Raw genomic sequence first — 12,998 nt, 5'->3', positions numbered from 1 at the left:
ATCCTTTTTCTATACTAACTAATTGATAAAATTATTTATCAATCGAACCCATTACGCGTTGCATAAAAGTATTGGCAGCAGTACGCTCGTCCAATCCTTCTTCTTCCATCATTTGCTTCATTTCCATAGCTCCACAAATGTTAGAAATCATTTCTCCAATTACTTCTTGTTCTGGCTCCTTTACAGCTGGAGAATCAGCATAAACTTCCAAAACTTCTAAAGCTGTTTCCATTGCTTCAATAGAAACGTTTTTTGCTAAATTCTTAAATACCGGCAACTTCATTGATCAATTCTTTTACAGCATCAATTTTAGACGCAGTTACTTGTCCTACATTTTCTCCTCCTTTGAAAACCGCGAAAGTTGGTAAATTTGGAACTTCAGCTAATTTTCTTGATTCTACTAATTTTTCAGCATCAACATATAAAAACTCAGCTTGACCTTCATATTCAGCCGCTAATTTTTTGAATTTTGGTTTTACTAAACGGCAGTTTCCACACCATCCAGCACCATATTGTACAATTACTATATTGTTATCAGCAACTACTTGTGCTAAGTTATCTTGTTCTAATTCTGCAAACATTTTATTAATTTTTATAAGTTAAAAATTGGGTATAAAAAAGGCTGTCTAAGTGTTGAGCTTAGTGATTTTTATTGAAAATGAATTCGTTAAAATCTCCTGTCAAATTTTTTAGACAGCCTCTTCGTGAATTTTGAAAATCAAAAGATTTTCAAGTTATTTTTAGTGAGAAGCTAAGTAAGAAGCTACACCATCTTTAGTAGCGTTCATAGCATCTTTTCCTTCTTCCCAGTTTGCTGGACAAACTTCACCATATTTCTCAACGTGTAAAATTGCATCTAATAAACGTACATACTCATCGATGTTACGTCCTAATGGTAAATCGTTGATTGTTTCGTGACGAACAACACCATTTTTGTCGATGATGAAAGTACCACGGTAAGCAACTGGAGCTCCTTCAAATTTTAAAGAATCATTTTCTTCATTGTAAACATACTCACCAGCTAAAACTCCGTAATCCATAGCGATAGTTTTTGCTAAGTCAGCAACGATTGGGTAAGTAACACCTTCGATACCTCCGTTATCTTTTGCAGTGTTTAACCACGCTAAGTGAGTTTCTTCTGAATCACAAGAAGCAGCGATTACAACAGCATCTCTTTTTTCGAATTCAGCTAATTTAGCTTGGAATGCGTGTAATTCTGTTGGACAAACAAATGTAAAATCTTTTGGGTAGAAGAATAAAACGATGTTTTTCTCTCCGATTGGCATTGAAAAGTTTTCTACGATTTCGTCTCCATCAATTACTGCTGGCGCTGTGAATAAAGGCGCTTTTTTTCCTACTAATGACATAATTTTAATTTTTTATATTTTGTTTTTTACTTCTCGATGTGATAAAACTTGTAATAGTTTTTATCTCTTTTACTGATACAAATTTAGACTGATATTTTAAACTGTCCATATATTTTCAATTTCAAATATAGATTATACTATAAATTATATTTATGATATATGATTAATAATAATTATTGAGTTAATATTCTATTGAAATTCAATACAACAGCCTTTTTATCTTATTTATACGCTAATTTACGAAGATTATTTACCCTAAAGAATGATATTCATTATGTTGATGATTATTTAAAATGAATTAAATTTTATTTAAAAACGACTGTGATAATTATGATTTAATGATAAGTTCACAAGGCATAGAGAAAGATTAAGATATTAAAACGAAAAAGGTTAGTGAATTCACTAACCTTTTTCGTTTTATATTTTTTTAATTTTTCTTTCGATATAGGTATTAAAATTTTTTCCATCCATTGAAATTTCAAAAGCTGTGTTAACTTCATTATTTTCGAGTAGCGAGTAAATCAATCTAAATATGGGTTGATTGGGTTTTGTTTCACTCAGAAATGTAATCTTTTTTTCGGGATAAGTAATCGAATAATTGATAACATGACCTTCGTTATCAAAATAAATAGCTTTCGATAAATTTTTATTTTCATCTAAATAAACAACCAGTAAATCATCATATACTGTCATTTTTTTAGAATCTCGTGAAGGATATTCAGAATGACTTTTTCGGACAATAATATTGTTATTTAATTGATGACCAAAAGAAAAAGTTCCTTTTCCTTCGCCAGGTTTTCCAATACCAATTCCTCCCCAATTTCCAATTAACCAACCCCAGTTATTATTCGTTTGTGCGAATGCACAATTAGTAATATTTAGAAATAAAGTTTGGGTAATTAATCTTTTATAAATAATTTATATATCGTGTGTTATTTGTATTGCATAAAACAAACTTCGATTATTTCATCTTCATAATTACAGTTGCTAATTTCAACCGGAATATTATTAACACCAGATTTAACAGTTTATATAGCTGAATTTTTTGTGTAAATTTTTGAAGAATTCTTAAACTTAAATTAAAAAATACCTTTTTCATTCATCATTCCTCGATTGTTGATAGTAACTATATATTTACAATCACTCAATGTGTTATTTCAATTTGTTACATCTATTATAAAAGAACAAGAATAGTGTTTAATGTCATCATCTTGCCACAAACAAGATTGAAAACTTTTTAATTAAACGAAAAAACTAAATTTTATATACCTCATTAACATTGATTTGAGTTGTAAATAAACCGTAATTTACAAAAACAATTTCTTTTTTTATCTTATCAATTGTTCCAACACTAGACGAACCATGAATTTTGACACGATCACCAACTTTCAACGCATCAATTTTTTTCTGAGTAGCTGCTTTTTCTTTCTTTTCGATGACTTCTTTTTGTTGAGAAATTGTTTCTGAATTTTCTTTTAACTCGCGTTTAACTTCTTTCTCTACAATCTTTTCAATTTTCTTTAATCGTTGAACTTCTTTCGTTTTTTTCGAGTTTTCCATTTCAATTAATTTCAAGAAATTCGAAATCATTTGCTTTTTATTTTTCGTTTTCAAGTAAGAATCCGCCATGTCTGAAATACGTTCTCCAAGTTTCAAACGTTTTTGCTCGCGATCATATAATTGCTGAAAATCATATAGTTTTTGCTGAATTTTTTCATTCGTTTGCTCTAATTTTTCGTTGTGCTCAAGATTTGTTTCGCGCAACTCTTCAACATGATCTTTTGTTTTCTGAATTTCAAATTTTTCTTGTTGAAGTTTTAAAATAGTTTTATCCAAACTCACTTTTTCACGTTCAACTTTTTTCTTCGCACGATTAATCAAACGAAACGGAATTTTATTTTTCTCAGCAACCTCAAATGTAAATGAACTTCCGGCTTGTCCAATTTCCAAACGATAAAGTGGTTCCAATGTTTTTTTATCAAACAACATACAAGCATTTATCGCTTCTGGCAAACTTTCTGCGCTCAATTTGATATTTGTATAATGCGTCGTAAAAACACCGAAAGAATTACGTTCATAAAATTCTTCAAAGAAAACTTCGGCCAAAGCTCCACCCAATTCTGGATCAGAACCTGTCCCAAATTCATCAACTAACAATAATGTTTTATCGTCTGCATTCTTCAAGAAATAGGACATTTGTTTTAGACGATAACTGTATGTTGATAAATGATTTTCAATGGATTGATTATCTCCAATATCTGTGAAAATTTGATTAAAAAATCCAAATTGACTTTGATCTTTTACAGGAACTAAAACACCACTCTGAATCATAATTTGAAGTAAACCAATTGTTTTTAACGTAATTGATTTTCCTCCAGCATTTGGACCAGAAATAATGATAATTCGACAATCTTCGTTAATTTCTAAACTCTGCGGAATCGTTTTTTGAGCTTTTCTTTTATTGTTTAAAAATAAAACAGGATGATAAGCATCGACTAATTTGATAATTCGATTCTCAGAAAGTTGAGGTAAAATTCCATTAATCAAAAAAGCATAATTTGCTTTCGCTTGTGTAAAATCGATGTATTCTAAAAACGTTTGATATTCTTCAAGATTTGGTTTGTATTCTGCAATTTGAGCAGTTAAATCTAATAAAATCTGAATAACCAAATGTTTTTCTTCTTCTTTTAATTCTTCCCATTCACGACGAGGATTTTGTACACTTTCTGGCTCAATAAACGTAATCGATCCAGTTTTAGAAGTACCTAAAAATTGCCCTTTCACACGTTTTCTCAAAGCAGATTTAACGGCCAAAACGCGACGATTTCCAACAACAGATTCACGAATGTCATCCAAATAATCCGAATGATAAGACATCGATTTATTGAATAATTCGGTAATTCGTCCATTCAAATGACGCAAACGATCGCGTACAATTTTCAGTTCAGGACTTGCGTCGTCCTTGATTTCTCCAAATTTATTGAATACTTGATCGATTAATTTTATGATATTTTTTTCGTAAGTAATCGTTGAAGCTTTCTCAAACAAAACAGGTGCATATTCGTTGAAAGCTGTCAAATATTTCAAGATTTCTTTCACTTGAAGCGTATTTGCCTTGATTTTGAAGAATTCTTCTGCAGGCAAATAATAATTCTCAATTTCTAATCGGTTTAGATTTTCATCTAAAATATAATATTCTGAAAACGGAAAACGATTTCCCGTCTCGAAACTTGTTAAATATTCGTTTGTCGTTTGTAGATCTTGTACCAAAAGTTGGTGATCCTGATAAGGTTTTAAGTTAAAAATAAGTGCCTCAACCTTTTCTGTATAAGCAAATTCTGCGATTTCTTTTTGAACCGCATTAAATTCTAAATCTTTTAAAGTTTGTTCTGATATTTGCATTAACGCAAAATTACGGATAAAATTTCGACAAATTCAAAATCATGAAATACTTTGAAATCCGTGATTTTTTATGACCGATCAAAGTGAATGACATTAATTTTGACCTTATTAATATATGTCATTTGATCTGTGTTAGTATTTGCTTTGCTACTTCTGAAAACTGATTTTTTAGTTTCATTTGGTTTTAAATCAATAGTTAAAGTTTCGGAATTGATTGTCGGATTTGGATTTTTAAATTCAAAAGTTAATTTAACTTTTACTGAAAAATCCTTGTTTTTATTCTTCACTTCAGTGCTTATGTTGTATGTTCGGTCTGCATTATATATCATATCTGTATTCAAAACTTTTATATTATTTTCAATTTTCCGGCCTAAATCATAAGGATCATCATCAGCAAAATCTATACAAGAATTTAGTATAAAAAAGGGAATTAGGTAAAGAAACTTTTTCATAGAGGTTAAAATTGGTTAATTTTGTTTCTGTATAAATATATGAAAATGGATGTGAAATTAGATGCTTCTTGGAAAGAAGTTTTAAAGAATGAATTTGAAAAAGATTACTTTAAAATATTGACAGATTTTGTACGAAATGAGTATGAAACAAAAACAATATATCCTCCCGCATCCAAAATATTTTCTGCATTAGATTATACGCCTTTTGATGATGTTAAAGTGGTTTTGATTGGTCAAGATCCTTATCATGGGATTGGACAAGCAAATGGTTTGTCTTTTTCGGTTGTCGATGGAATTAAATTACCTCCAAGTTTGCAAAATATTTATAAAGAGTTGAATGATGATTTAGGAATAAGAATTTCTACTTCTGGAAATTTGGAAACATGGGCTAAACAAGGTGTATTATTATTAAATGCAACATTGACGGTTGAAGCTTCTAAGGCAGGTTCGCACCAGAAAAAAGGTTGGGAAATATTTACAGATGCTGTAATACAGAAGCTTTCTGATCAAAAAGAAAATTTAGTTTTTATACTTTGGGGAGCTTATGCTCAAAAAAAAGGAGCAAAAATTGACCGAAATAAGCATGTTGTTATAGAATCTGCTCATCCTTCTCCATTAGGAGCTTACAGAGGTTTTTGGGGAAGTAAACCTTTTTCGAAAACTAATAATTTTTTGAAAAGTAAGAATCTACAACCTATAAATTGGGAAATCAAAAGTAAATAATTTACATCGCCATAATTTTTTGTAAATAAGAATTAAAAGCTGTTGGGGTGTTTACGTTTATATACGGAACTTTTTCGGTTATTTTTTCTTTTAGAATAGTATAAGTAGCTACAAAAATGGTAACATTTGGAAGATTTTTCGTGATTGATTCGAGATAAATTGCAAGAGAAAAAGAGTCATAATTTTTAGAGATATAAATAAAAATATGTGTAATTTGAGTATTTTCAATACATTCTAAAATGGAATTTAAACTTTGATTTTCGCCTAAATAAATTCCTTTTTCGTTATTAATTTTTAAAAGAAGATAAGTATAAATTAATTCTAAATCATCATTTTCTTTTTCAGGTAAAAATAAAAGCCATTTACGAGAATTTTGATCTGAATATGGAATTGATTTAATCAAATAAAAAAGATGTTTTCTAATTAGATTTTTAGAAAAAGAAATAACCGATTCTTGAATAGTATACTTTTCCAGAATGATAGACATTTTACTTAAAAAAGGGAAAACTATATCTATACAACATTTTTCGATTCCAATTTTATTGAAACAAAGTGTAAGAATGGTGTCAAAAAAACGTGTATCATATGAAAAACAAGAACAGATTAATAACTCAATAATTGGTTCATAACTTTTGTTTTTCTGGATATAATTTTGAATTTCAAATTCGGATAAAATTTGTATTTCTGAAAGTGATTTTATACTTAAATTTTCTACTGTATTTTTTTTATTTGATTCAATTAAAAAAGATATAATAATTAATTTTTTTAAGTGATCATGATTAAATAGTGAATTTTTATCAATCTTATCTTCGTTAAATAGTTTGAACTTTTTATTCCATAAAACAATCATTTGTTCATCTAGTCTTGACAGGTCTGAAAGGTTTTTTAGGGAATAAGTATTCATAATGAGAGTTCTAAATAGTCTCTTTAAAGTTAATGATATATTGTGAATAAATCAAAAGAAAGATTAGTGATTTATTAATAAATTAAAACTATTTTATTAAATATGATAATTTCATGCTTTTAATAACGTTTAAAATTATGTTATCTTAGCAAGAGTCATAAAAAAATCAAAATCACAAATAAATGTCACAAATTACTCAAGAAGAAAAGAAGGAAAAGTTTGTACATCCAATACAAGAAGTATACACTCCCAAAAATAAAGTTCGTATTGTAACTGCAGCGGCTTTGTTTGATGGGCACGATGCGTCGATTAACATTATGCGTCGCATTATTCAGGCAACGGGTTGCGAGGTGATCCATTTAGGTCACGATAAATCGGTTGAAGATGTTGTAAATACTGCGATTCAGGAAGATGCAAATGCAATTGCAATGACATCTTACCAAGGGGGGCACAACGAATATTTCAAATATATGTACGATTTGCTTCAAGAAAAAGGAGCAGGTCACATCCGCATCGTAGGTGGAGGTGGAGGTGTAATTTTGCCATCAGAGATTAAAGAATTGATGGAGTACGGAATTACGCGTTTATACTCTCCTGATGATGGTCGCGAATTAGGTTTGCAAGGAATGATTAATGATATGGTAGAGAAGGCAGATTTTCCGACAGGGGCATTAGAATTACCAGAAGGAAAAGATGTGTATCAATCATTAGAAGATAAAGACATCACGACGATTGCGCGATTAATTTCGTTGGCAGAAAATCGTGAAGAAGACTTTTTGAAAGCATTTGACTTTGATAAAGTTGTCGATAAATCTGCGCCAGTTTTAGGAATTACAGGAACAGGTGGAGCTGGAAAATCGTCGATGGTTGATGAATTAGTGCGTCGTTTTTTGATTGATTTTCCAGAAAAATCGATTGCTTTGGTTTCTGTCGATCCATCAAAAAAGAAAACAGGTGGTGCTTTGTTAGGCGATCGTATTCGCATGAATTCTATCAACAATCCTCGTGTTTATATGCGTTCGTTGGCAACTCGTCAATCAAATTTAGCGTTATCAAAATATGTGGAAGAAGCAATTCAGGTGTTGAAAGCTGCTAAATATGATTTGATTATTTTAGAAACCTCTGGAATTGGTCAATCAGATACCGAAATTTTAGATCATTCTGATGCTTCATTGTACATTATGACGCCAGAGTTTGGTGCTGCAACGCAATTGGAAAAGATTGATATGTTAGATTTTGCTGACATTGTAGCGATTAATAAATTCGATAAACGTGGAGCTTTAGATGCGTTGCGCGATGTAAAAAAACAATACCAACGTAATCATAATTTGTGGGATGTAAATCCTGATGAAATGCCAGTTTTTGGTACAATTGCTTCTCAATTTAACGATCCAGGAACCAATCAATTATACAAATCAATCATTGATAAAGTAGTTGAAAAAACAGGTGCCGATTTGAAATCTTCTTTTCAAATTACAAAAGAAATGTCTGAAAAGATTTTTGTTATTCCACCTTCAAGAACGCGTTATTTATCTGAGATTGCAGAGAATAATCGCGGGTATGATGTACGTGCAAATGCGCAGAGAGATGTTGCTCAAAAGCTATATGGTTTCTTTAAAACAATTGAAACACTTTCTGGAAAAACTCCAACGATTTCTCAACATGGAATCGAGATTTCTGGAACAGAAAATGCTGATTTAGTTAAAGTTCTTTTAGCTGAATTTGATAAATTAAAAATGAATTTAGACCCTTTCAACTGGGAAGTAATCACGACTTGGGACGAAAAGGTAAATAAATATAAAAATCCGGTTTATACATTTAAAGTTCGTGATAAAGAAATTAAAATTCAGACACATTCTGAGTCTTTATCACACATACAGATTCCTAAAATTGCTTTGCCAAAGTACGAAGCTTGGGGCGATATTTTACGTTGGGTTTTACAAGAAAATGTTCCAGGAGAGTTTCCTTTTACTTCAGGATTGTATCCTTTCAAACGTGAAGGAGAAGATCCAACGCGTATGTTTGCGGGTGAGGGTGGACCAGAGCGTACCAATCGTCGTTTCCATTATGTATCGAAAGGAATGCCTGCAAAGCGTTTGTCTACAGCGTTTGATTCGGTAACTTTGTATGGAAATGATCCAGGTCATCGTCCTGATATTTACGGGAAAATTGGTAATGCTGGAGTTTCGATTTGTTGTTTAGATGATGCGAAGAAATTATATTCTGGTTTCGATTTATCACATCCAGCAACTTCGGTTTCGATGACGATTAATGGACCAGCACCTATGTTGTTAGGTTTCTTTATGAATGCCGCGATTGATCAAAATTGTGAAAAATACATCAAAGAAAATGGTTTAGAAACTGAAATTGAAGCAAAAATCAAAGCTATTTTCGAAGATAAAGGTTTGGAAAGACCTCGTTACAATGGCGATTTACCAGAAGGGAATGATGGTTTAGGATTGATGCTTTTAGGTGTAACGGGAGATCAGGTTTTACCTGCGGATGTTTATGCTGAAATCAAGAAAAATACATTAGCTCAAGTTCGTGGAACTGTTCAGGCAGATATTTTAAAAGAAGATCAAGCTCAAAATACTTGTATTTTCTCAACTGAATTTGCGTTGCGTTTAATGGGCGATGTGCAAGAGTATTTCATCAACCAAAATGTACGTAATTTCTATTCGGTTTCTATTTCGGGTTACCATATTGCAGAGGCGGGAGCGAATCCTATTACGCAGTTAGCGTTTACATTAGCAAACGGCTTTACGTATGTTGAGTATTATTTATCTCGCGGAATGGATATCAATGCGTTTGGACCAAATTTATCGTTTTTCTTCTCAAATGGTATCGATCCAGAATATTCGGTAATTGGTCGTGTGGCGCGTAAAATTTGGGCAAAAGCCTTGAAAAATAAATACGGAGCTAATGAACGTGCGCAAATGTTAAAATACCATATTCAAACTTCGGGTCGTTCATTGCACGCACAAGAAATTGATTTCAATGATATTCGTACAACTTTACAAGCTTTATATGCAATTAATGACAACTGTAACTCATTGCATACTAATGCGTATGATGAAGCAATTACAACACCAACAGAAGAATCGGTTCGTAGAGCAATGGCTATTCAGTTGATTATCAACAAAGAATTAGGTTTAGCAAAGAACGAAAATCCAATTCAAGGTTCGTTCATTATCGAAGAATTAACAGATTTAGTTGAAGAAGCAGTTTTACAAGAATTTGATCGTATTACCGAGCGTGGAGGCGTTTTAGGAGCGATGGAAACGATGTATCAACGTTCTAAAATTCAGGAAGAATCATTGTATTACGAAACATTGAAACACAACGGAACGTTCCCAATTATTGGTGTAAATACGTTCTTAAGTTCAAAAGGTTCTCCAACCGTGGTGCCTGCGGAGGTAATTCGTGCGACAGAGGAAGAAAAACAATTCCAAATTCACACTAAAGAAAACCTGAATAAAATTAATAAACAACAAGCTGAAAGTGCATTGGAAGATGCGCAACAAGCAGCTGTTAACAACCAAAATATTTTTGAAGTTTTGATGGAAGCTACCAAAGTTTGTTCGTTAGGGCAAATTACTTCTGCCTTGTTCGAAGTAGGTGGACAGTATCGTAGAAATATGTAAGAAATATAATTTTTAATATTGTTTTTAAGCCTTGTCGAAAGACAAGGCTTATTTATTTTTAATTAATTTGTAAATTTCAAACATGAAAAATTTCCTACTCAAAAAAGATATACAAATTTCTGCAAAACGATATTTTATCGATGCAATGGGCGCAATGGCTTATGGTTTATTTGCGACTTTATTGGTTGGTACAATTTTGAAAACTATTGGTGAAGAGTTAGATATTTCTTTTTTAACTGATATTGTTTGGCCAGTTGCGAATCAAGCGACAGGACCTGCGATAGCATTGGCTATTGCTTATAGTTTACGAGCACCTCAATTGGTGTTATTTTCGTCAGCAGTTATAGGAATTGCAGCATATCAATTAGGTGGACCTTTAGGTGTTTTTATAGCGACAATTGTAGCGGTTGAAGTGGGAAAAATGGTAGCAGGCGAAACACGTATAGATATTGTAATTACACCGATTATTACTGTTTTGGTTGGAGTAATCTTAGCACAAATCATTGGTCCTTCTGTTCAACAAATGATGAAATGGATTGGTGAAATAATTATATTATCAACCGATTCTAATCCTTTGATAATGGGAGTTGTAATTGCTGTAATTGTCGGTATGGTTTTGACTTTACCAATTTCATCAGCTGCTTTGTGTCTAATGTTAGAATTAGACGGTTCAGCAGCTGGAGCTGCAACAATAGGTTGTTGTGCACAAATGATTGGATTTGCTACAATCAGTTTTAAGGATAATGGTTTGAAAGGTGTTTTAGCACAAGGATTAGGGACAAGTATGTTACAGGTTCCGAACATTTATAAAAATTGGAAAATTTGGATTCCACCAACTTTAGCTTCAGTGATTATAGGTCCAATTGGAATTATTTATTTCAATATGGAAAATACAGCTCTAGAATCGGGGATGGGTTCTTGTGGTTTGGTTGGACAAATAGGAACTTTCAATGCCATGAAATCTAAATATGATACTTCATATATTTTAACTTCAATATTAATTTTGCAAATCATTGCTCCAGCAATTATTTCATATTTAATTTACATTTTCATGAAAAAGAAAAACTGGATAAAAGATGGTGATATGAAGTTGGGGTAAATAAAAAATCGGTTGGATAATTCCAACCGATTTTTTATTTAGTTTATACAATATTGATTATTGTAATTTCGAAAAATCAATTTGTGGTGCAGTTTGTTTGTTATCAAACTTGAAAGCTGTTCCAGGTTGTTCAATTTCATTAAAAAAGCCTCCCATCTTCAAGAAATATCCAGTAGATGTTGTTCCTCCAGTTGCATCAATACGTTGATTTGCTTTATAAGTTGCATCAACAGTTAATTTTGCTCCATTTACTTTTTTCCATTCTCCATCATAAACCCATTGATTGTTGAAGTTTACTTTTCTAGTTAAGTAACCTTGTGTTGGCATAAAATTTTCTAGGAAAGAGTGAAATCTTTTTAGGTATGTATTTGTTTTAGGGCGTTTAAAGCTTGCGATGATTTGCCAATTATTCGTTTCTGGCATAAAAAACCAAGCTGTATAAGTTGTCGAATTATCACCATTTGGAACACCTTTCAATAAGAATTTATACGTTGTATCGGCTTTCCAATTGTATTTCATATAACTTTGTCCACCAGAACCTTCGTTACCGAATTCTCCTGTTTTCACATTGTCTCCTTTCTTTAACAAAACGATTTTTTCATCATCAGGAATACTTTTTGGGTCATCAGTTACGAAAGGACTCCAAACTGAAAACAAAATACGTCTTTCCGTTTCTGAATTAGCTTGAATTCCGAAATATCCTTCTCCAAAACCGTTTGCCATATAATAAGAACCAATTATATCAGCGTCTTTTGGTACAACGATTTCATTGTAGTAATATGAAACATTTTTATCAGAAGGAATTTCATAGGCTAAATGGCAAGAAGGTCCACGTCTCGCCCAATAATAGTACTGCGGATCGTTGCTATAAATAATTCCGTTGTCTACAGCAGTTCCACTAACTATAAAATCTGTAATAGCAATTTCGCCTTTCAATCCGCTTAAATCAACAGAAACATAACCCGGTTTTGAAATAGCGAATGTACCTACAGAAATAGTTTTATCAGTAGATTTCCAATTGTATTTTTTTGTTTTTTTATTGAAACCAACATTTAATTGAGCGTCATTTTTAGCTTCACCCTTTAATTGAATATTAACATTTCCAGTTCCTAAAACTTTGAAATACGTTTTTGTTACATTTTTAGTTTGTGGAGAAATTAAAGCATCCACTTTTGTAACTGTAGATGATGATCCTTCTTTATGACCGACTTCAAAAGCATTTCCAACCAAAGGAATGTCATAAGTTTTTGTTTGTTGAGCGATTACATTTCCTCCAACCAAAACGGAAAGAGAGAATAAGATGTAATGAATTGTTTTCATGGTGTTAATTCATTAGCGTCCTAAACGTTAAAAGAAAGCGTAAAAAAAGCGCGTAAATTTCGGATCTCAAATTATCTTTGAGTTGGA

Annotated in this window: 11 protein-coding genes; 3 read left to right on the top strand and 8 right to left on the bottom strand. The window is 31.7% G+C overall.

The features are described from left to right. Positions 1-31: 31 nt before the first annotated feature. From HXZ69_RS04515 to HXZ69_RS04490, 6 genes are all read right to left on the bottom strand, one after another. Positions 32-283, bottom strand: coding sequence for a DUF6952 family protein (locus tag HXZ69_RS04515; RefSeq protein WP_038336694.1), 252 nt, complete (start codon positions 281-283; stop codon positions 32-34). Then, a complete protein-coding gene (locus HXZ69_RS04510) occupies positions 264-581 on the bottom strand; it encodes a thioredoxin family protein (protein ID WP_286495177.1) in 318 nt (105 codons plus the stop codon). The genes HXZ69_RS04515 and HXZ69_RS04510 overlap by 20 nt, the downstream gene beginning before the upstream one ends. 159 nt (positions 582-740) lie before the next feature. Further along, positions 741-1,367: a peroxiredoxin gene (locus HXZ69_RS04505; protein ID WP_038336698.1), complete on the bottom strand. Its 627-nt coding sequence runs from the start codon at positions 1,365-1,367 to the stop codon at positions 741-743. Positions 1,368-1,784: 417 nt separating this feature from the next. Next, positions 1,785-2,060: a hypothetical protein gene (locus HXZ69_RS04500; protein WP_219034361.1), complete on the bottom strand. Its 276-nt coding sequence runs from the start codon at positions 2,058-2,060 to the stop codon at positions 1,785-1,787. A gap of 561 nt (positions 2,061-2,621) precedes the next feature. Beyond that, positions 2,622-4,769 carry an endonuclease MutS2 gene (locus HXZ69_RS04495; protein WP_286495176.1) on the bottom strand — a complete coding sequence of 716 codons (2,148 nt, stop codon included), beginning with the start codon at positions 4,767-4,769 and terminating at the stop codon, positions 2,622-2,624. Between the two features lie 68 nt (positions 4,770-4,837). After that, positions 4,838-5,221 (bottom strand): DUF5004 domain-containing protein, encoded by a 384-nt coding sequence (locus tag HXZ69_RS04490; RefSeq protein WP_115000084.1) that lies wholly within the window; start codon positions 5,219-5,221, stop codon positions 4,838-4,840. 45 nt (positions 5,222-5,266) lie between these two features. On the opposite strand from HXZ69_RS04490, the gene HXZ69_RS04485 reads away from it, so the two are divergent. Next, positions 5,267-5,944 carry a uracil-DNA glycosylase gene (locus HXZ69_RS04485; RefSeq protein ID WP_219034364.1) on the top strand — a complete coding sequence of 226 codons (678 nt, stop codon included), beginning with the start codon at positions 5,267-5,269 and terminating at the stop codon, positions 5,942-5,944. Position 5,945: 1 nt separating this feature from the next. On the opposite strand, the gene HXZ69_RS04480 is transcribed toward HXZ69_RS04485, so the two are convergent. Next, positions 5,946-6,431 carry a hypothetical protein gene (locus tag HXZ69_RS04480; protein WP_286495175.1) on the bottom strand — a complete coding sequence of 162 codons (486 nt, stop codon included), beginning with the start codon at positions 6,429-6,431 and terminating at the stop codon, positions 5,946-5,948. A gap of 599 nt (positions 6,432-7,030) precedes the next feature. On the opposite strand from HXZ69_RS04480, the gene HXZ69_RS04475 reads away from it, so the two are divergent. Beyond that, complete coding sequence (locus HXZ69_RS04475) at positions 7,031-10,492, top strand: methylmalonyl-CoA mutase family protein (protein ID WP_286495174.1); 3,462 nt, start codon at positions 7,031-7,033, stop codon at positions 10,490-10,492. 82 nt (positions 10,493-10,574) lie between these two features. Beyond that, complete coding sequence (locus HXZ69_RS04470) at positions 10,575-11,591, top strand: PTS sugar transporter subunit IIC (protein WP_286495173.1); 1,017 nt, start codon at positions 10,575-10,577, stop codon at positions 11,589-11,591. A gap of 57 nt (positions 11,592-11,648) precedes the next feature. Here HXZ69_RS04470 and HXZ69_RS04465 read toward each other — a convergent pair whose 3' ends face one another. Beyond that, positions 11,649-12,911 carry a DUF3472 domain-containing protein gene (locus HXZ69_RS04465; protein ID WP_286495172.1) on the bottom strand — a complete coding sequence of 421 codons (1,263 nt, stop codon included), beginning with the start codon at positions 12,909-12,911 and terminating at the stop codon, positions 11,649-11,651. Positions 12,912-12,998 lie beyond the last annotated feature (87 nt).

The sequence above is a fragment of the Empedobacter sp. R132-2 genome (assembly GCF_030324375.1).
Taxonomy (GTDB): domain Bacteria; phylum Bacteroidota; class Bacteroidia; order Flavobacteriales; family Weeksellaceae; genus Empedobacter; species Empedobacter falsenii_B.
The sequence above is the reverse complement of the archived record's forward strand: the minus strand, read 5'-3'. Positions and strand labels throughout refer to the sequence as shown.